At 67.3% G+C, this 18,813-nt stretch carries 15 protein-coding genes and 1 pseudogene; 8 read left to right on the top strand and 8 right to left on the bottom strand.

The window, feature by feature from the left end; translation table 11 throughout:
* Positions 1-8: 8 nt before the first annotated feature.
* Together BACI71_RS13615 and BACI71_RS13610 are read right to left on the bottom strand one after the other, a co-directional pair.
* The gene (locus BACI71_RS13615; protein ID WP_159759474.1) at positions 9-1,361 is read right to left on the bottom strand and encodes a peptidylprolyl isomerase; all 1,353 of its coding nucleotides are present in this window, start codon (positions 1,359-1,361) and stop codon (positions 9-11) included.
* A gap of 78 nt (positions 1,362-1,439) precedes the next feature.
* Entirely contained in the window at positions 1,440-3,668 is a 2,229-nt protein-coding gene (locus BACI71_RS13610; protein ID WP_201297376.1) for an LPS-assembly protein LptD, read from the bottom strand.
* A gap of 149 nt (positions 3,669-3,817) precedes the next feature.
* On the opposite strand from BACI71_RS13610, the gene BACI71_RS13605 reads away from it, so the two are divergent.
* The 4 genes from BACI71_RS13605 (at position 3,818) to BACI71_RS13590 (ending at position 6,730) form a co-directional block, all read left to right on the top strand.
* A complete protein-coding gene (locus tag BACI71_RS13605) occupies positions 3,818-5,260 on the top strand; it encodes a leucyl aminopeptidase (protein ID WP_159759470.1) in 1,443 nt (480 codons plus the stop codon).
* Between the two features lie 9 nt (positions 5,261-5,269).
* Positions 5,270-5,710: a DNA polymerase III subunit chi gene (locus tag BACI71_RS13600; protein WP_159759468.1), complete on the top strand. Its 441-nt coding sequence runs from the start codon at positions 5,270-5,272 to the stop codon at positions 5,708-5,710.
* A gap of 80 nt (positions 5,711-5,790) precedes the next feature.
* Positions 5,791-6,213, top strand: a complete 423-nt coding sequence (gene ndk, locus BACI71_RS13595; protein WP_022686546.1) for a nucleoside-diphosphate kinase — start codon at positions 5,791-5,793, stop codon at positions 6,211-6,213.
* A 1-nt stretch (position 6,214) separates the two neighbouring features.
* Positions 6,215-6,730 (top strand): GNAT family N-acetyltransferase, encoded by a 516-nt coding sequence (locus BACI71_RS13590; protein WP_159759466.1) that lies wholly within the window; start codon positions 6,215-6,217, stop codon positions 6,728-6,730.
* A 172-nt stretch (positions 6,731-6,902) separates the two neighbouring features.
* Here BACI71_RS13590 and BACI71_RS13585 read toward each other — a convergent pair whose 3' ends face one another.
* The 5 genes from BACI71_RS13585 to BACI71_RS13565 all read right to left on the bottom strand — a co-directional run bounded on the left by BACI71_RS13585 (position 6,903) and on the right by BACI71_RS13565 (position 12,793).
* The gene (locus BACI71_RS13585) at positions 6,903-9,029 is read right to left on the bottom strand and encodes a TonB-dependent receptor (RefSeq protein ID WP_159759464.1); all 2,127 of its coding nucleotides are present in this window, start codon (positions 9,027-9,029) and stop codon (positions 6,903-6,905) included.
* 62 nt (positions 9,030-9,091) lie between these two features.
* Complete coding sequence (locus BACI71_RS13580) at positions 9,092-9,331, bottom strand: hypothetical protein (RefSeq protein ID WP_159759462.1); 240 nt, start codon at positions 9,329-9,331, stop codon at positions 9,092-9,094.
* On the bottom strand, positions 9,328-10,581 hold the full coding sequence (locus BACI71_RS13575; RefSeq protein ID WP_159759460.1) for an N-succinylarginine dihydrolase: 1,254 nt from the start codon (positions 10,579-10,581) through the stop codon (positions 9,328-9,330). The genes BACI71_RS13580 and BACI71_RS13575 overlap by 4 nt, the downstream gene beginning before the upstream one ends.
* Positions 10,578-11,594, bottom strand: a complete 1,017-nt coding sequence (locus BACI71_RS13570; protein ID WP_159759458.1) for an arginine N-succinyltransferase — start codon at positions 11,592-11,594, stop codon at positions 10,578-10,580. Before BACI71_RS13570 ends, BACI71_RS13575 begins: the two co-directional genes overlap by 4 nt.
* Positions 11,591-12,793: a hydrolase gene (locus BACI71_RS13565; protein WP_159759456.1), complete on the bottom strand. Its 1,203-nt coding sequence runs from the start codon at positions 12,791-12,793 to the stop codon at positions 11,591-11,593. The genes BACI71_RS13570 and BACI71_RS13565 overlap by 4 nt, the downstream gene beginning before the upstream one ends.
* Before the next feature lie 159 nt (positions 12,794-12,952).
* Here BACI71_RS13565 and BACI71_RS13560 point away from each other — a divergent pair.
* The 3 genes and pseudogenes from BACI71_RS13560 to gcvPB form a co-directional block, all read left to right on the top strand.
* Positions 12,953-13,099, top strand: a pseudogene (locus tag BACI71_RS13560) (transposase); the annotation flags it as partial.
* A gap of 71 nt (positions 13,100-13,170) precedes the next feature.
* The gene (gene gcvPA, locus BACI71_RS13555) at positions 13,171-14,529 is read left to right on the top strand and encodes an aminomethyl-transferring glycine dehydrogenase subunit GcvPA (RefSeq protein WP_159759452.1); all 1,359 of its coding nucleotides are present in this window, start codon (positions 13,171-13,173) and stop codon (positions 14,527-14,529) included.
* Positions 14,526-16,100 carry an aminomethyl-transferring glycine dehydrogenase subunit GcvPB gene (gcvPB, locus tag BACI71_RS13550; RefSeq protein ID WP_159759450.1) on the top strand — a complete coding sequence of 525 codons (1,575 nt, stop codon included), beginning with the start codon at positions 14,526-14,528 and terminating at the stop codon, positions 16,098-16,100. Before gcvPA ends, gcvPB begins: the two co-directional genes overlap by 4 nt.
* A 95-nt stretch (positions 16,101-16,195) precedes the next feature.
* On the opposite strand, the gene BACI71_RS13545 is transcribed toward gcvPB, so the two are convergent.
* Positions 16,196-17,095 carry a DMT family transporter gene (locus BACI71_RS13545; RefSeq protein ID WP_159759448.1) on the bottom strand — a complete coding sequence of 300 codons (900 nt, stop codon included), beginning with the start codon at positions 17,093-17,095 and terminating at the stop codon, positions 16,196-16,198.
* A gap of 89 nt (positions 17,096-17,184) precedes the next feature.
* Between BACI71_RS13545 and proS the strand changes: the two genes are divergently transcribed.
* Positions 17,185-18,714 (top strand): proline--tRNA ligase, encoded by a 1,530-nt coding sequence (gene proS / locus BACI71_RS13540; RefSeq protein WP_159759446.1) that lies wholly within the window; start codon positions 17,185-17,187, stop codon positions 18,712-18,714.
* Positions 18,715-18,813 lie beyond the last annotated feature (99 nt).

Genomic DNA, 18,813 nt, shown 5'->3' with positions numbered 1-18,813 from the left:
TTGCTGCCTCAGCGATATTCGATCACCGCATCACGCCGCAGATCGCGCAGCGCTTGCTGCGCGCGCAAGTTGACGCGCTGCTGTTCGAGCTGGTTCTGGATCTGTTGCGCGCCCGGCAGCTGCCCGCCTTGCGCTTCGTCGCGTCCGCACATCACCAGGGTACGGACGCCCTCGCTCGGCGAGCCGAACGGCGGTGTCGCCTGGCCGACCTGCAACTTCAGCATGATCGCCTGCAACGGCGGCGGCAGGTCACGGATGCGGATGGCGTCATTGTCGACCACCTCGGCGTTCAGCGACGCGGCGACCTTCGCGACCGAGCCGCAGCCTTGCAGCTTCTGGATCGCCTCGGCGAAGGCGCTGGTGCGCGCCGTGGCCTGCGTCTGCGTCGTGCCAGCCGGGAACTTGATCGTCAGCTGCTTGAGGCTGAGCCGCGCGTCCCGCGGGTCAGCGGTCAGCACCTGCCGCTTGTCGACCAGGTAGAGGATCGAGAAACCGCCCGGCGTCGAGACCGGGCCGGCGACCTGCCCGATTTGCATGATCTGTGCGGTCTCGGCGAGCGGTCCGGGCAGCTGCGCGGCCCGCACCCAGCCCAGATCGCCGCCGACGCCGCGCGTCGATGCCTCGGAGAAGTTACGCGCGAAATAGCTGAATGGCGCCTGCCCCTTGCTGATCTCCGCAATCAGCTGCTTGCTGTTATCGAACACCTGCTGTTGACGGTCGGGGGTCGCGGCCAGATAGATTTCGTTGAGGTGATATTCCTCGGTGCCCTTGGCGGCCTCCAGCCGGTCGAGGATTGCCTTCACCTCCTCATCACCGACGTTGACGAACGGCTCGACGCGTTTGCTCAGATAGCGGTTCCACGCCAGCTCGCCCTCGATCTGGCGACGCAGCGAGCGATCCGATGAGCCCTGCTCGCGCAACCACGTCGTCAGCTGAGCCGGTGTCTTCTGCAGGTTGCGCGCGACCCCGGCAAACGCCTGGTCGATCTCGCCCTTCGTCACGGTGATATCCGCGACCTTGGCCTGCTGGATCTGCAGCGTCTCGTCGATCAACTGGCGCAGCACCTGCAATTGCAGCTTCTCGCGCTCTTCGGCGTTCAGCTTGGCGCTATTCGCCGCCGCGATGAAGTTCACACGCTGATCGACGTCGGTTCCGGTGATGATCGCTTCGTTGACGATCGCGGTCGCCTTGCGGATGTTCGGATCGACCTTGCCGAAGATCTGGAGATCCTTCGGCAGATTGAGCCCGGTGGCGTCGCGCGCACTGTCGGCATCCTGCGCCAGCGCAACGCCCGTCACGCCAAGCGCCACGATCGTTGCCAGCAACCGGCGGGTCAGCGCCGCGCCATTCGTCTTCATCATCACGTCCGTTTCGAAATCCCGATGAGGTGCGCCTGTCGCCGCCGCGGCGCTTGTGCCGGAAAACAACTGAACCGCGGCTTAGCGACCGAGGTTCTTCAAGGAAAGCGTCAAGAGATAGCTGTTGCCACTCCGCGCATCGCCGACGTTGCGATAATCGCGCTTCCATGCCAGCCCCAGATTGAGACAATCGTCCTCATAGGCGACGCCGACGCGGTGGCGGATGGGAGAAAAGCCATCCGAGGTCGACAGCGGGTCCTCGGCGCGATTGGTGAGATCGACGATTGCCGAGCCCCACACCGACCAGAAACGCGTGATCCCGACGCGGCCGCCGACGCGTACTTCCTCCCGATCCTGCAGATCCTCCAGCACGTTGATGTCGCGATTGAGCCGCAGGTAGCCAACCGTGGCGTAAGTCTGGCGCGTGCCGACCGTCGCGTCCACTTCGTTGCGGCGGATCGCGAAATTGTCCTTGTCGATGCGGTAACGGTGCGTCAGCGTCACCAACTCGCCGAAGCGGATGTTGGTGCGGCCGACGATGTCGGAGAAGCGATCCGACAGCCCGGTGCCGTCGGGCAGGATACTCGGCCGTTCGTTGAGGCGATAGCTTTGCCCGACGTTTGCCGAAATCGCGATCCGGTCGAGGTCGAGCGCCCATTCGGCGCCGTAAGTGACGCGGCTCGAGTCCTCCCAGCGATCGTAACCGGAGAAGCGATTGAGCGCGAAGAGGTTAGAATCCTCTAGGTCGACTGCGCGAGCGTCTTCGTTGGGCACCTGGATGTTGCGGGTTTTCGGCGTCGCCACGATCTGCACGCGCGGCGTGAAGCGCTGGAAGCCGCCGAACAGCTCGCCGACGAACGGCCAGCGAACGTCTGCCGCCAGGGCGCCGATGAAGCGGGTCTGAAAGCCTTCGATGCCGCGATAGCTGGCGATCGAGGTTGCCGCGACGTTTTGCGTATCATAGGCGTCTGCACGCCCGAAAGCGGTCAGCGTCACTTCCTGCCCGAGCACGGTGATCCCGCGCCAGTCCCACCGCGCGCTGCCGAACGCACGTTGCGTATCCTGTCCGGCCTTGCGGCCGATCGCCAGCGAGTTGAGCTGGAACTGCAACGTCCCGCCGAGCAGCGCGTCCGGCACGCGGCGACGATAGTCGAGTTCGGGCAACGCGACGGGCTGCATCCCTTGCCGGTCGCCGACGCGTAGCGTCTGCACCGCCCAACCGGCAATGGACAGGTAGCTATTCGTATCGACACGCTCGAGCGCCAGCGTTGTGCGCAGCCGGTCCTCGTTCGAGATGTCGTAACGGCGCAGGAAAGTCCGGTCCGTCACCAGCCGTAACGAGCCAGAGAGGCTCCAATTTGGGTCGAACTGGAACCGGCCCGCCCCATCGAGATAGCCGCGAAACGCGCGCTCCGTATCGCTGGTGGCCAGATCGGTAAGGTTCTGCGTGCGTCGGCTGCTCGTCGCGAAGCCCCGGATGGTATAGGCACCCAGCTCGTTCAACCCGCTGTAACGCGCTTCCATCATCGGGACTTCGGACGTGAAAATGTGGGGAGCGAGCACGAGCGACTGACTGGGCCCGAGCGCCAGATTGAACGGCAGCACCAGCTCGGCGCCGTTCAATCGGGTCAATCCGATCGACGGGGTCAGCAATCCGGTGTCGTTGCTCGCGACGACCGAATTGCTGAAGCGTGGCAGCGCCGGGCTGGTCATTCCGAATAGATGAAAGCGGGCGCCCTCATAATAGACGCGCTTCTTGTCAGGGCGGTAGACGACCTTCACCGCAGTGATCTTCCATGACGGCTCGCGCGGGCAACCATCCGATCCGGTGACCGCGCACGGCGAATAGACGGCACGGTCGAGATTCATCGTCCCGTCGGCATTGCGGACGCCGCGGACCGCCGCCAGCCGGCCGCCCTGTTCGAGCACGACGAGCAAATTGTCGACCACGCCGTCTTTCAGCGTATCGGTCAGTTCGATCGAATCGCCATAGGCGATATCGCCCTGCGGGTTGGTCACCGCGACGTTGCCGGTGGCGACGACCTTGCCGCTCTTGCGGTTCCACAGCACCTTCTCGGCGCGCAGCCGCTCACCGGCGCGCGACATGCGCACTTCGCCGGTCGCAGTGACGACATCGTCGTTATAGTCGTATTCGAGCGCGCCGGCGCTGAACTGCACCTGGTCGTCGGCGGCGGATGCCTCCGCCGCCGGGGCGGGGGCGCCGCCCGCGCGACCCAAAAGCGACTGCGCAGCGGCCGGTCCGGCGAGCGCCAGGCACAGCGCACCGCCGGCGAGAAGATCGAAACGCATCACGTCGTCGTCGTTGCCCCGTTTGCGCGACCGACCGGAATGGCGGCCACGCCCTTGCCGCCTATCGCATCGCCACGTCGAGCCTGCAACGCTTTGCCATTTGGTGGTGCGGTGCCTAGGTAGGCGGCATGCTGGAAGAGGATACACGAATGCAGATCGCCTTCACCGCCGAACGCCCCGCCGATGCCGCGGTGCTGGCGCTGCCGGTGCGCAAGGACACGGGCACCGCCGGGCTGATCGCGGGCGCCGACACGTTGCTCGCTGCTGCAGCGGAGGGACAGCGTTTCACCGGTGAGGTGGGCAGCGTTGCGGAAGTGTTCGTGACCGCCGCGCAGGGCACGCAGCGCGTGCTCCTGCTGGGTGTCGGCAACGGCGATGATGCTGCGTTCGAGCGTGCGGGCGGCGCATTGACCGCCCGGCTGCTCACCTCGGGCGTCACCACTGCGGTCGCGGATCTGCACGGCGAGCCGGCGCTCGCCGCCGCGCGCTTCGCGGCCGCGGTGGCGCAGCGCGCGTGGCGCTTTGACGAATATCGCACCAAACTTCCCGAAAAGCAGAAGCCGACGCTGACCGCGATCACGATCGTCGGCGACGATGCCGAGTGGCCGGGTCGTGAGGCGGTGACGCGCGGGCTGGAGCTCGCGCGGACGCTGGCGACGCTGCCGCCGAACATCCTCTACCCGGAGAGCTTCGTCGAGCGGGTGCTGGAGGCTGTGGACGGTCTCGGACTCGAGGTTACCGTCCTCGGCGAGAAAGAACTTGCTGATCTGGGCGCGGGGGCGCTGCTCGGCGTCTCGCAGGGCTCGCGGCGGGAGGCGCGCGTCCTCGCGCTCAAGTGGAGCGGGGCGGAAAGCGACGTGCCGCTGACCGCGCTGGTCGGCAAGGGCGTGACCTTTGATACCGGCGGCATTTCGATCAAGCCAGCGGCCGGAATGGAAGACATGAAGTGGGACATGGGCGGCGCGGCGGCGGTGGCCGGCGCGATGCTGACGCTCGCTGCGCGCAAGGCGAAAGCCAACGTTATCGGGGTGATGGGGCTCGTCGAGAACATGCCGGACGGCAATGCACAGCGGCCGGGGGATGTCGTCACCAGCATGTCGGGCCAGACGATCGAGGTCATCAACACCGACGCCGAGGGGCGGTTGGTGCTATGCGATTGCATCACCTGGGTCCAAAATACCCATAAGCCGACGCGGATCGTAGACCTTGCGACGCTGACCGGGGCTATGATCGTTGCGCTCGGTAACGAATTTGGCGGGTTGTTCAGCAACGACGACACGCTGGCCGGGCAGCTGCTGGCGGCGGGCCTCAGCACCGGCGACAAACTGTGGCGCTTCCCCCTCTCTGAGGCGTACGACAAGCTGATCGACTCGCCGATTGCCGACGTGAAGAACGTTGGACCGCGCGGCGCGGGATCGATCACCGCGGCGCAGTTCCTGCAGCGCTTCGTCGACGAGGGCGTCGCCTGGGCGCATCTCGACATCGCCGGGATGGTGTGGGCGGACAAGGACGGTCCGACCTGGGCGAAGGGCGCGACCGGCTATGGCGTGCGCGTCCTCGACCGCTTCGTCGCCGACACCTGCGAGCGCTAGGGCCGGGCGATGCAGGTCGACTTCTACCACCTGACCCGCATGCCGCTGGAGCGTGCGCTTCCGCAGATCGCGGCGAAGGTGGTGGCGTCGGGCGCGCGGTTGCTGATCGTTGCCGCCGACGAAGAGCGGCGCGCGGCGCTCGACCGGCTGCTGTGGAACTACGCGCCCGACAGCTTCCTGCCGCACGCCCAGCAGGGCGGTGCGGCAGACGAGCGCCAGCCGATCCTGATCGCCGCCGACGTCAACCCCGCCAATCGCGCGCGCTACATCGCGCTGGTTGACGGCGAGTGGCGTGATGCCGCGCTCGACTTCGACCGCGCCTTCCACTTTTTCGACGAGGAACACATCCGTGCCGCCCGCGGGGCGTGGAAGGAACTGGCGGCGCGCGACGGCGTCGAGCGGCGCTACTGGAAGCAGAATGACGCGGGGCGCTGGGAACAGGCCGCCTGAGCGCTCGCTTGCATCACCGCGCGCGTCCGCCTAGGGCGACGCCACTTCCATCCTATTCATTTCAGGAGCCCGTGACCGTCATGGCCGCGAACCGTACCTTCTCGATCATCAAGCCCGATGCCACGCGCCGCAACCTGACCGGCGCAGTCACCAAGATGCTGGAGGAGGCCGGCCTGCGCGTCGTCGCGTCCAAGCGCATCCAGATGACCAGGGAGCAGGCCGAGGGCTTCTACGCCGTCCACAAGGAGCGCCCGTTCTTCAACGATCTGGTCGGCTTCATGATCTCGGGCCCGGTCGTCGTGCAGGTGCTGGAAGGCGAGAACGCCATGCAGCGCAACCGCGACATCATGGGCGCCACCAACCCCGAGAACGCCGCACCGGGCACGATCCGCAAGGAACTGGCCGAGTCGATCGAGGCGAACACCGTGCACGGGTCGGACTCGGACGAAAATGCCGAGATCGAGATCGCCTATTTCTTCAAGCCGGAAGAAATCGTCGGCTGATATGGACTGGCGCCTGCGCCGTGCGGGGCCGGCGGAGGCCGCCGCGCTCTCGCTGGTAGCGGGCGCCACCTTTCTCGAAGCGTTCGCGGGCATTCTCGACGGCCCGGATATCGTTGCGCATGTGTCGCGCAACAGCAGCGTGGCGGCGTTCGAGGCGTATCTGGCCGATGGCGCGATTGCGACGCTGGCCGAGGCCGAAGCGGGCGGTGCGCCAATCGGTTACACCCTGCTGACCACGCCCGACCTGCCGGTCGGGCCGGAAGCCGGTGATGTCGAGCTCAAGCGCATCTATGCTCTGTTCCCCACCCACGGCACGGGTCTAGGGCCGGCGTTGATGGCCCGCGCGATAGAAGATGCGCGGATGCGGGGCTGTCGGCGACTGCTGCTCGGCGTCTACGGCCGCAACAAGCGTGCGCAGCGTTTCTACGAAAAGCAGGGCTTTACGGTAGCGGGCACCCGCCGCTTCCGCGTTGGCGCAACGTGGCACGACGATCTGATCTACGCGCGCGCGATATAATCGCGTCGTCCCGCAATTCAGCCGGGCGACGACAATCTTCAAACGTGATGACGTCAGCCTGATCCGTCATTGCGAGCGTAGCGAAGCGATCCAGGGCGTCCTGGTCCGGCCCTGGATTGCTTCGCTACGCTCGCATTGACGAACGATACGGTCGACCTCACGTCATCATGGTCTAGATACCCACGCGGAACGTCACCCGCACGTCTCGCCCGGCCAGCGGCGCGAAATCCTTCAGCACGCTCGCGGCGCGCCGCGCCTCGACATCGAAGATGTTATTCGCGGCCAGCAGGATGCTGCGCCGGTCGCTGCCGCCCCACGGATGGAACGACAGCGAGGCATTGACCATCGTATAGCCGTCGGTCCGTGTCTCGAAGGGCGCGGTGCGGTTCTGCGCGAAGGCGCGCTCGACCTCGACGCGCGCGGCGCTGGTGTCGCTGCGCGCCTCGATCCCGCCGAGCAGTCGCAGCGGCGGGATGCGCGGCACCGGACCGCGATCCACCACCTCGGCATGGACGTAATCGCCGAGCAGATCGGCGGTGATGACATGCGTGCCAATCGTCGCCAGCCGCGCCGAGGCATCCGCTTCGAAGCCGTAGTAGCGCGCCTTCGCCTGATCGTATCGGAAGCACGGCAAGTCGACCTCGCCCTGCGCCGCGGTTACGCACGCCGCTCCGGCGACCTGCGACTCATAGATGTAATTGTCGAACCAGTTGTAATAGGCCGACGCATCAAGGCTGAAGATCTGATTGTGCGCGTGAAGTGTCGCCTCCAGACCCCATGACGTTTCCGCACGAAAGTTGGGGTTCCCCAGCTCATACGCCTGCGTCCCAGCGTGCGGCCCGTTGGCGAACAACTCCTCTGCGGACGGTGCGCGCGCGGTACGCGATCCGTTCAACCCGACCCGCACACCGTCCGCCAGCGTGTAGGCCGCGCCCAGCGACCCCGACCATGTCCCGAAGCTGCGATCCGCGCCGGTGAACCGCTCGGTCCCTTCGCGGAAGCCGGGATCGGCGGTGAGCCGGGTCCGTTCGTAGCGTAGCCCGCCCTCCGCCTTGAACCGGCCGTCCTCATATTGCTGGAGCGTGAAGAGCCCAGTCTGCTCGGTCTGGTTACGCGGAAGGAATGCCTCGTCGCCGACCACGTCGAAGGCGCGGCTGAAATATTGCACGCCGCTGGCACCCTGCCACGCCCCGCGCTTGGCCTGCACCAGCTCGAGCCGTCCCTCCAGCCCCTTGTTGTAGAAGGCGGTGCCAATCGAACCGTCTTCCTCCAGCTCGAAATGCCGGTAATTGGCGTGAGCGGCGCGGATGCGGATGGTATCGATCAGCGAGCCGTGCGGCGTCACCTCGGCGCGCAAATCATAGCGGTTCTGCACCACGTCGAGCCGCGGCGCCTCCTGCTCTTGCCCCAGTGCGGTCGCATAGCGGACCGGGACGCCATACAGGCTGTCGTAATGGCCATAGGAGACGCCCAGCATCCCGCCATCGGTGATGATCGATGCACCCGCGCCAGCGGTCCACGTCTCCGCCCCGCTGTTGGGCAGCTTGCCGCTCAGCGCCGCGTTCGCCGCAAAGTCGATCGGCTCGTCGCCGTTCTGCGGCGCGCCTGCCAGCGCCAGCGAGGCGCGGCGCGCGGCGCGGGACAGGATGAACCCGCCGGTGCGCAGATCGTCCGCCTTCAGGTACGATCCGTCGACGTGCAGCACGAGTGGTCCAGCAGCGGTGACGTCCGCCGCGCCGCCGATCGAGCGCTCGTTTGCCGCACTGCCATAGGTGCCGATCGCATCGGCGCGGTAGCCGTTCTGCGGCAGCGCGCGCGGAATCCGCCGGTCGACGACATTGACCACACCGCCCACCGCCGACGACCCATACAGCAGCGCCGCCGGCCCGCGCAGCACCTCAACGCGCTCGGCGAGCAGCGGATCGATCACCACCGCATGATCGACAGACGTATTCGACACGTCGATCGAGCCAATCCCGTCGGTCAGCACCCGGATACGGTCGCCCTGAAAACCACGCAGGATCGGCCGCGACGCGTTCGGCCCGAACGAGGTCGCCGACACGCCCGGCAGCCGCGCGAGGGTTTCGCCGATCGTCGGGCGAAGCTCGCGGGTCAGGTTCGCGCCGGTCAGCACCGACGTGCCCTGCAGCACATCGGTCTCGCTCGTCTGGATCGGCGCGGTGACGATCACCTCGTCCGAGCGATGCGGGTCGGACTGTCGCGCCGGGTCGGCGGTCTGGGCGGCGGCGGGCAGGGTGAGCGGTGCAAGCGCGACCGCGGCAAACAACATGGTCTTCATGGGCGACTCCCTTATGGGTCTCCCATTAGCGGCATGTTACAACATATCAATAGCCGATCCGCTCAGGTGTTGGCGTCACGCTCCACGCCGTCGATGATCTTGCCACCGGCCATGAACACGACGATCGTGCAGGCGCCGAACATGATCCAGCCCGACGTGCCGGGGAAGCGATGCAGATAGGTCATCCCCCGTTCGACCGCGCCGGTGGCGATCGCGTAGATCAGCATGAACGCCTCGAACTTCGTCTTGACGACGAACAGTCGCGCGAACCCGCGCCACCAGCGCTGCAACCGCGCGGTCATCCCTGTAACTCCGGCAGGCCCAATTCCTCGACGAGCGACGCGCGGGCGGCGGCGATCCGCTCCAGCAAGGCGCCGTCGCCAAGATCGTCCGGCGCGATCGCCTCGGGCCAATGCCGTTCGATCACCGCCGCGATCCGGTCGAGCCGTTGTTCGTCGACCAGGAAACGCGGATCGACCGTCGCGGGATCGCAGACGACGCGCAGGCGCAGGCACGCCGGCCCGCCGCCATTGGCCATCGACTCGCGAACGTCCACCACCTCGATGCGCCGGATCGGCCCGTTGCCCGCCAGATGCGCCTCGATCCATTGCCACACGCGCGGGTTGGCGCGTGCTTCCTCGGGCACGATCAGCGTCGGTACGGCGTCGGGCGGGGTGACGAGTTGCGCGTTGAAGAGGTAGGAGCCGATCGCGTCGGTCAGGCTCACCTCCGCCGCCGGCACCTCGACGATCTCGACCTCGGGCAGCAAGCGGCGAAGGTCGGCGTAGAAGCCGTCACGGTCCGCAAACGCCTGTTCGTGCGCCAGCAGGATGCGCTCGTTGGCGACCGCGACCACGTCGTTGTGGAAAGCGCCAGCGGCGATCGCCTCGACCGATTGCTGAACGAACAGCGTCCGCGCCGGGTCGAGCCCATGATGCCGCGCGATCGCACGGCTGGCCTCGACATGCTGCCGCGCCGGAAACGCGCCGCCCGCCACGCCGTAGACGAACACCCCGACACCCGGCGCATCATGCGCGGCACACAGCCGCATGTGGTTCGCCGCGCCCTCGTCACCGAACGGCGGCGGCACCGGCGGCTGCACGACGAAATGCGCGGCGTCGGCGAAGGCGAGCTGCAACTGCGCCAGCGTCGCGCGCCACTCATGGCTGCGATGCGGCATCGTCACCAGATTGGCGACGGTCAGGTGGCAGCGACCGTCCGCGGTATCGAGCGCGGGAGAAACGGTCGCGGCATTGGCGGCCCACATCGAGGAGGCGGACAACGCCTGCGCCTTCAGGTGCGCCGGCGCTGCATCGTAATCGATCGCCAGCCGCGCCAGCCAGTCGTGGTCGGGGCGGGGCGGGGGGATCAGCACGCCCTGCACCAGCCCGAGCGCGAGATTGGCGCGCATCTTCGCCACCCCCTGCAACGCCGCCGCGCGCGGATGCGCAACCTGTCCGGCATTGGCGGTGGCGGCGAGATTGCCGGGGCTGAGCCCGGCATAATTGTGGCTGGGGCCGACGATCCCGTCGAAGTTGATCTCGCGTATCATATCCGTCCGATCCAGCTCACGCGGTCGCCCTCGCGCAGCCGTAGCGCCGTCGCCGCAGCGGGGTCCAGCGTCACACCCCCGTCGACCGTCCCGATCCGGGCATAGGCGCAGCGGAACGCCGCCAGCCGCCCGGTAGCCACGAGCGCTTCCTCGGTGCCACCCTCGCGCACCGCCACGACGGCCGCATCCTGCGCATCGCGAACGGTGCGGATCTGGTCGGTCTTGACCGTCATCGTCGGGCCGCCGTCGAAGATGTCGATGTAATTCTCGTACGCAAACCCTTCATTTTCCAGCATCCGCATCGCGGCGCGGCCGGAGGGATGCGGCAGCCCGATCGAGGCACGCGCATGGTCGGAGAGCATCGCGGTGTAGATCGGATGCTTGGGCATCAGGTCGGCGATGAACTGGTGCCCGTGCACGGCATTGAATTCATCGGCCTCCTGGAAGCCCATCCCGAAGAACCGCCCGGCCAGCCCGTCCCAGAACGGCGACCCGCCCGCCTCGTCGATCACGCCGCGCAGTTCGGCGAGCGTCCGGTCGGCGAAGCGCGGACGATGCGTGCGGATGAACAGGTACCGGCTCCGCGCCAGCAGCAATCCGAGGCCGCCCGCGCGCTCGCCGGGGTGGAGGAACAGCCCGCCGACCTCGCTCGCCCCTTCCAGATCGGTGGTCAGCGACAGCATCTCGGCCCGGAACGTCCGCGACAATTCGCGGCTGTGCTGGGCCAGCGTCCCCAGCCGATAGCTGTAGAAGGGATGTTTCTGCCCGACATGCGTGAACAACTGGCCCGTCCCGCGCACGTCGCCGGTGACGTTGTTCTCCAGCATCAGCACGAACAGCTCGTCGGACATCGACGTATCGTCATGCCCGAACGCCAGCGCGCTCCGCTCGAGCTTCGCGGTCAGCGCATTGCGATCCGGGGGCAGGTTGGTGAAACCGCCGCCGGTCAGCTTCGCCATCTCGTACAGATGCGCCAGATCGTGCGCGTCGGCGGCGCGGATCACGAACGTCATGCCAGCGCTCCTTCGGCCAGTCGCAGCATTGTCACTGCCGACAGCGCGGCCCGCTCGGCCAGGCTGTCGACGATCAGGAATTCGTCGTTCGAGTGGATCGCGCCGCCCCGCGCGCCCATCGTGTCGACCACCGGCACGCCGCATGCCGCGATGTTGTTGCCGTCACAGACGCCCCCGGTGTCGCGCCACGCAATCGGCTGCCCCAGATCGGCACCCGCGCTGCGCACCAGCTCGAACAACCGCGCCGCGCCCGCGTCGATCGGCTTGGGCGGGCGGTTGAAGCTGCCATGCACCGCGATCGACACGTCATGTGCCGCCTGCACCGCGGCGACCGCGGCATCGATTGCGGTTTGCGCGCGCGTGATCTCGGCGTCATCGGCCGGGCGGAAGTTGACGCGGAGCACCGCCAGATCGGGCACGACATTGTTGGGGCCGCCGCCCTCGATCCGGGCGGGATTGACCGCCAGTCGGGGCGAGCGCTCCGCATGCAGCCGCACCGCCAGCGCGCTGGCCGCGACGATCGCGTTTCGTCCGTCCTCGGGATTGCGCCCGGCATGGGCGGCGCGACCGCGAACGACGATCGAGAAATTGCCCGTCCCGCCACGTGCGCCGGCCAGCGTGCCGTCCGGCAGGGCCGGCTCATAGGTCAGGGCCGCGACCTTGCCCCGCGCCGCTTCCGCCAATAGTGCGGCGGACGACAACGACCCGGTTTCCTCGTCGGAGTTGATGATGACGTCATAGCCGAGCTGCGAACCACCCGCTTCGATCGCCAGCAGGGCTTCGAGCATCAGCGACAGCCCCCCTTTCATGTCCGCGACACCCGGGCCGTTGAGCACGCCGGGCTCGCGCCACTGCAAGGACTGGAAAGCGTGACCTGCGGGATAGACGGTGTCCATATGCCCGGTCAGCAGCAGCCGAACCGACGCCGCGGGACGCACTGACACCCGCAGATGCGGCCCATGTGCCAGTGGCTCGACGCGTCCGTCCGCGGCGACACTGTCGGTCGCGGTCGGCTCCACCAGCTCCACCGTACCCGGCAGCGCGGCGAACGCATCGGCGAGTTCTCTCGCCATCGCTAGGCAGCCGGCGACGTTGCGCGTCCCGCTGTTGATCGCGGCCCAGCGCTCGACCCGTGCCAGCATTGCGCCGGCGTCGATCCTCTCCAGAGATGCCCGTTCGGCGGGCGAAAGTTTGTTCATTCCGGTACCGTAGCGGCACGATCACCGAAACGGAACACGGGCCTTGTCACTGTTGCGTGAGACCGGATCGCCCTAGGCCGGATCGACATTCAGGATTCCCAAACGCCGTGAAGGCTGATTCATAGGCATCCGTGTCGAGGCTCGGAGCGAGTGATGGGGATTAAGCGGTACGAGTTGAGTGAGGCGCAATGGTCGCGGATTGCATCGCTGGTTCCGGGCAAGACAGCTGACCCGGGCCGGACGGGCTTCGATAACCGCTTGTTCGTGAACGGATGTTTGTGGGTGCTGCGTTCGGGAGCGCACTGGTGTGGGGGTCAGGGGCAGGTAGCGCATCAAGTGCTCCTCCCCTCCCTTGAAAGGGAGGGGAGGAGCACTTGATGCGCTACCTGCCCCTGACCCCCACCGACCGCCAGGACATGCTGGCCGTGATCGGCGCATCGTCGATCGACGATCTGTTCGCCGACGTGCCAGAAGCCGCGCGGCTCGATGGCCCGATCCACGATCTGCCCGACCATGCCAGCGAGCTGGCGGTCGAGCGCCACATGGCCGCACTCGCGCGCCGGAACACCGTCGCGGGCGAGGTGCCGTTCTTCCTGGGAGCCGGGGCGTATCGTCACCACGTTCCCGCCAGCGTCGATCACCTGATCCAGCGCGGCGAGTTCCTGACCGCCTATACGCCCTATCAGCCGGAGATCGCGCAGGGCACGCTCCAGATGCTGTTCGAGTTCCAGACGCAGGTCGCCGCCTTGCTCGGCACCGACGTCGCGAACGCCAGCATGTACGACGGCTCGACCGCGTGCTGGGAAGCGATCGGAATGGCGCGGCGCATCACCCGGCGCTGCAAGGCGATCCTGTCGGGCGGGCTGCACCCGCATTACGTCTCGGTCGCGAAGACAATGGCGAAATATACCGGCGACGTGCTCGACACCGCGCTGCCGACGCTGACCGCCGACACCGATCTCGACGCGCTGATCGCCAGGATCGACGACGATACCTCGTGCGTCGTCGTCCAATACCCCGACATCCTCGGCCGCATCGCCGATCTGACCCCGCTCGCCGACGCCTGCCACGCGAAGAAGGCGTTGCTGATCGCGGTCGTCACCGAGCCGGTCGCGCTCGGCGCGCTGCGCTCGCCCGGTGAGATGGACGCGGATATCGTCGTGGGCGAGGGCCAGTCGCTCGGCGTCGGACTCCAGTTCGGCGGACCGTATGTCGGGCTGTTTGGCTGCAAGGAAAAGTACGTCCGCCAGATGCCGGGCCGGCTGTGCGGGCAGACCGTCGATGCCGAGGGCCGACGCGGCTTCGTGCTGACGCTGTCGACGCGCGAGCAGCATATCCGCCGTGAGAAGGCGACCAGCAACATCTGCACCAATTCCGGGCTGTGCGCGCTGGCCTTCTCGATCCACATGACGTTGCTGGGCGAGGCGGGGCTGCGGCGCTTGGCAGCGCTCAACCACGCGGGTGCGTGCCGTGCGGCCGACCGGCTGGCGAAGGTGCCGGGCGTCAAGGTCGTCAACGACACCTTCTTCAACGAGTTCACGCTCGACATCGGCAAGGAGGCGCGGCCGATCGTTCGCGATCTCGCCGACAAGGGCGTGCTCGCGGGCGTTTCGCTCGGGCGGCTGTATCCGGGCGAGGGTGCGCTCGAAAACGGGCTGATCGTCGCCGTCACCGAAACGGCAACCGGAGAGGATATCGAGGCGCTGGCGACTGCGCTTCAGGAGGCACTGGCATGAGCATCAATGCAAGCGGCTGGAAGCCGACCACGCCGGTCGCGGGTGGCAACGCCGCGCCGACCTTCACCGGCAACAAGGCGCTGATGCTCGAAGAGCCTTTGATCTTCGAGATCGGCTCGACCGGGACGACCGGCGTCGACTTCGCGGACGGCGATGTCGCTGGCTCGCGCCTCGGCGATCTGACCCGCAAGAGCGCGATCGGGCTGCCCGGCCTGTCGGAGCAGGAGACGGTGCGCCACTACACCCGCCTCAGCCGCCAGAATTATGCGATCGACCTCGGGCTGTTCCCGCTCGGTTCGTGCACGATGAAGCACAACCCGCGCCTGAACGAGAAGGTCGCGCGGATGCCCGGCTTCGCGGACATCCACCCGCTCCAGCCGGTCGATACCGTGCAGGGCGCGCTGGGCGTCATCAACGAACTGGCCGTGTGGCTCATCAAGCTGACCGGCATGTACGGCGTCGCGATGAGCCCCAAGGCGGGCGCGCATGGCGAGCTGTGCGGCATCCTGTGCATCAAGGCGGCGCTGGAGAAGCGCGGCGAGGGCCATCGCAAGGTCGTGCTGGTGCCAGAAAGCGCACACGGCACCAACCCGGCGACCGCGGCGTTCGCGGGCTTCTCGGTCGAGGACATCCCCGCCACCGCCGACGGCCGCGTCGACACCGCCGCGCTCAAGGCGCGGCTTGGACCGGACGTCGCAGCGGTGATGATCACCAATCCGAACACCTGCGGCTTGTTCGAGCGTGATCTCAAGGAGATCAGCGACGCGGTCCATGCGGCGGGCGGGTACGTCTATTGCGACGGTGCGAACTTCAACGCGATCGTCGGGCGCGTGCGGCCGGGCGATCTCGGCGTCGACGCGATGCACATCAACCTCCACAAGACCTTCTCGACCCCGCACGGCGGCGGCGGGCCGGGCTCTGGGCCGGTGGTGCTGTCGGAAGCGCTCGCGCCGTTCGGTCCGCTGCCGTTCACCGCGCGGATGGCCGACGGGCACATCCAGCTGATCGAGGAAGAGACGGCGGGCGACGATCATCCCGACACGTTCGGCCGCATGGTCGCCTTCCACGGCCAGATGGGGATGTTCACCCGCGCGCTGGCGTACATCCTCAGCCACGGTGCGGACGGGTTGAAGCAGGTTGCCGAGGATGCGGTGCTCAACGCCAATTACGTGCTGCGCTCGCTCGAGGACGTCCTTGATGCGCCGTTCGCGGGGGCGGGGCCGTGCATGCACGAGGCGATCTTCTCGGATAAGGGCTTCGCGGCCGGTTTCTCGACGATCGACGCCGCCAAGGCGCTGATCGACGAGGGCTTCCACCCGATGACCATGTACTTCCCGCTGGTCGTCCACGGCGCGATGCTGATCGAGCCGACCGAGACCGAGAGCCGCGCCGCACTCGACCAGTTCATCGGTGCGCTGCGCTCGGTAGCGGAGCGTGCGAAGGCGGGCGATCCGTCGCTCAAGACCGCCCCGCATTTCGCCCCCCGCGCGCGCCTCGACGAGACGCTCGCGGCGCGCAAGCCGGTGCTGACGTGGAAGCCGCCGGTCGTGCAGGCCGAAGCGGCGGAGTAGGTCGATACCGTCATTGCGAGCGCAGCGAAGCAATCCAGGGCGTCACGCGCTGGGCTCTGGATTGCTTCGCTACGCTCGCAATGACGTGACCACCCTCAATCCTCCGGCGCAGCCGTCACCGTCTGCTGCTTCCCCAGCCGCTGCTCGCGCCAGACGATGAACAACCCGCTCGCGATGATTACCGGCGCGCCCACCCAGGTCATCGCGCTCGGCAGCACCCCGAACAGCAGCCAGCCGTAGAGCGTCGCCCAGATCAGCCCCGAATAATCCATCGGCACCACCGTCGTCACCGGCGCCAGCTTCGCCGCACCGGTCAGCGCCAATTGCCCGCAGCCGCCGACCATGCCGATGGCGGCGAGGTTCAGCCACGTCAGCGGATCGTGCGCCTTGAGGTGAAAGGCATAAGGGACCGCGATCAGCGGCAGCGTCAGCACCGAGAACCAGAACACCGTCGTCCCCGACGGCTCGTCGCGCAACTGCCGCAGCAGGATCGCGACTAGGGCGACGAACAACGCCGCCAGCAACCCGACGATCGCGCCGAACAGCGGCACATGCTCGCCGCCGCCCGGTTGCGCGACGATCAGCACCCCCGCGAACCCGACGAGCACCGCACCCCAGCGCTTTAGCCCCGTCCGCTCGCCCAGCACCAGCGCCCCGAGGATCGTCGCGAAGATCGGCACCGTGAACTGGAAGGTCGTCGCCTCCGCGAGCGGCAGCAGCAGCACCGCGCCGAAGGTGAACACCATCCCCACCACCCCGACCAGCGAGCGTGCCAGATGCCCCTTGATCCGCGTCGTGCGCAGCGATCCGAGCCCGCGCGTCGCCGCAACGAACGTCAGCACCACCGGCAGCGCGCACGCCTGTCGCCAGAACATTGTCTCGGGCAACGACGCCCCCCGCGTCTCTGCGAGCTTCACGAGCGCCGACATCGTGGAGAGGAAGAAAATCGCCAACAGGCGCAGGGCGATGCCCTTCAGGACGCGATCACCCGACATCGCACCGTCCCTAACGGCCGCGCCGACGCAAAGGAACCCCGCGCGTTGCCGCTTGGCGAGCAGGCGCTTTTGCCGCTATCGCCGCGCGCATGAAACATGCGCTCCCCGTCACCCGTGAGGCCGACTTCGCCGCCTGGTATCAATCCGTCATCACCGAGGCCGACATGGCCGAGGAATCAGGCGTGCGCGGCTGCATGGTCATCCGGCCGTGGGGCTATGGCATCTGGGAGCGGTTCCAGCGCCTGCTCGACGATCGCATCAAGGCGACGGGCCACGAGAATTGCTATTTCCCGGTGTTCATCCCGCTCAGCTATTTCGAGCAGGAAGCCAGCCATGTCGAAGGCTTCGCCAAGGAAATGGCGGTCGTCACCCACCACCGGCTGATCGCGGACGGGAAGGGCGGCCTGGTCCCCGATCCCGCCGCGAAGCTGGAGGAACCGCTCGTCGTTCGCCCGACCAGCGAGACGGTGATCGGCCACGCCTTCGCGCGCTGGGTGCAATCGTGGCGCGACCTGCCGGTGCTCATCAACCAATGGGCGAACGTCGTCCGGTGGGAGATGCGCACGCGCATGTTCCTGCGCACCGCCGAATTCCTGTGGCAGGAAGGGCATACCGCGCACGCCACCGCCGACGAGGCACGCGAGGAAACGCTGAAGATGCTCGAAGTCTATCGCGACTTCGCCGAAAATTGCGTCGCGGTGCCGGTGATCGCGGGCGAGAAGCCCGAGAACGAGCGCTTCCCTGGCGCGGTCGGCACCTGGTCGATCGAGGCGATGATGCAGGACGGCAAGGCGCTGCAGGCGGGCACCTCGCACTTCCTCGGCACCAATTTCGCAAAGGCGCAGAACATCCGCTTCCAGAATGCGGAGGGGCAGCTCGATTACGCGCAGACGACGAGCTGGGGCGTGTCGACGCGGATGATCGGTGCGCTGATCATGGTGCATGGCGACGACGACGGCCTGCGCGTGCCGCCGCGCGTCGCCCCGTGGCAGGTCGTGATCGTCCCGATGCTTCGCGACACGCCGGAGGACGAGGCGCTGGTCAGCTACTGCCGCGAATTGCAGCAGGCGCTGTCCGCGGAGAGCGCGTTCGGCGAGCCGGTCCGCGCATTGCTCGATCTCAAGCCGGTCAAGGCGACCACCAAGCGCTGGAGCTGGGTCAAGAAGGGCGCGCCGCTCGTGATCGAGGTCGGTGGGCGCGACATGGCGGCGGGCAACATCTCGGTGATCCGCCGCGATCGCCTGTACCGCGAGGATGGCAAGCTCGACAGCGCTGCGGTCGCGCGTGACGGCTTTGCAAGCGGAGTCGCGGCGCTGCTCGCGGACATCCAGCAGACGCTGTTCGATCAGGCCAAAGCGCGGCTGGACGCGAATATCGCGCCGGCCGGTGACTGGTCACAGGTCGAAGGGCATTTCGCGGACGGCATGAAGAACCCTGGCTGGCTGGAGGTGCAATGGTCGCGTCCGACCGGCGCGGGACTCGACGCTGTGGTCGAGCGGCTGAAGGCGCTCAAGCTGACGCTGCGCAATGCGCCGATGGGGCAGGCCGCGGCGAACGGCGCCTGCATCTTCACCGGCGATGCGGCGGTGGAGCGCGTGCTGGTCGGTCGCGCGTACTGACGGAAATCGCCATTGCGAGCGTAGCGAAGCAATCCAGAGCGTCCTTGGCCCAACCCTGGATTGCTTCGCTACGCTCGCAATGACGAAAAGTCGGCTGTT

Source organism: Sphingomonas sp. 8AM, from assembly GCF_902506455.1.
In the GTDB taxonomy this organism is placed as follows: domain Bacteria; phylum Pseudomonadota; class Alphaproteobacteria; order Sphingomonadales; family Sphingomonadaceae; genus Sphingomonas.
This window is presented reverse-complemented; position numbering and strand designations above follow the sequence as displayed.

What these genes read in the sequence shown, in the direction of transcription:
- BACI71_RS13615 (WP_159759474.1), bottom strand. Translation starts at nt 1,361, where the DNA reads ATGATGAAGACGAATGGCGCGGCGCTGACCCGCCGGTTGCTGGCAACG.
- BACI71_RS13610 (WP_201297376.1), bottom strand. Translation starts at nt 3,668, where the DNA reads ATGCGTTTCGATCTTCTCGCCGGCGGTGCGCTGTGCCTGGCGCTCGCC.
- BACI71_RS13605 (WP_159759470.1), top strand. Translation starts at nt 3,818, where the DNA reads ATGCAGATCGCCTTCACCGCCGAACGCCCCGCCGATGCCGCGGTGCTG.
- BACI71_RS13600 (WP_159759468.1), top strand. Translation starts at nt 5,270, where the DNA reads ATGCAGGTCGACTTCTACCACCTGACCCGCATGCCGCTGGAGCGTGCG.
- ndk (WP_022686546.1), top strand. Translation starts at nt 5,791, where the DNA reads ATGGCCGCGAACCGTACCTTCTCGATCATCAAGCCCGATGCCACGCGC.
- BACI71_RS13590 (WP_159759466.1), top strand. Translation starts at nt 6,215, where the DNA reads ATGGACTGGCGCCTGCGCCGTGCGGGGCCGGCGGAGGCCGCCGCGCTC.
- BACI71_RS13585 (WP_159759464.1), bottom strand. Translation starts at nt 9,029, where the DNA reads ATGAAGACCATGTTGTTTGCCGCGGTCGCGCTTGCACCGCTCACCCTG.
- BACI71_RS13580 (WP_159759462.1), bottom strand. Translation starts at nt 9,331, where the DNA reads ATGACCGCGCGGTTGCAGCGCTGGTGGCGCGGGTTCGCGCGACTGTTC.
- BACI71_RS13575 (WP_159759460.1), bottom strand. Translation starts at nt 10,581, where the DNA reads ATGATACGCGAGATCAACTTCGACGGGATCGTCGGCCCCAGCCACAAT.
- BACI71_RS13570 (WP_159759458.1), bottom strand. Translation starts at nt 11,594, where the DNA reads ATGACGTTCGTGATCCGCGCCGCCGACGCGCACGATCTGGCGCATCTG.
- BACI71_RS13565 (WP_159759456.1), bottom strand. Translation starts at nt 12,793, where the DNA reads ATGAACAAACTTTCGCCCGCCGAACGGGCATCTCTGGAGAGGATCGAC.
- gcvPA (WP_159759452.1), top strand. Translation starts at nt 13,171, where the DNA reads ATGCGCTACCTGCCCCTGACCCCCACCGACCGCCAGGACATGCTGGCC.
- gcvPB (WP_159759450.1), top strand. Translation starts at nt 14,526, where the DNA reads ATGAGCATCAATGCAAGCGGCTGGAAGCCGACCACGCCGGTCGCGGGT.
- BACI71_RS13545 (WP_159759448.1), bottom strand. Translation starts at nt 17,095, where the DNA reads ATGTCGGGTGATCGCGTCCTGAAGGGCATCGCCCTGCGCCTGTTGGCG.
- proS (WP_159759446.1), top strand. Translation starts at nt 17,185, where the DNA reads ATGAAACATGCGCTCCCCGTCACCCGTGAGGCCGACTTCGCCGCCTGG.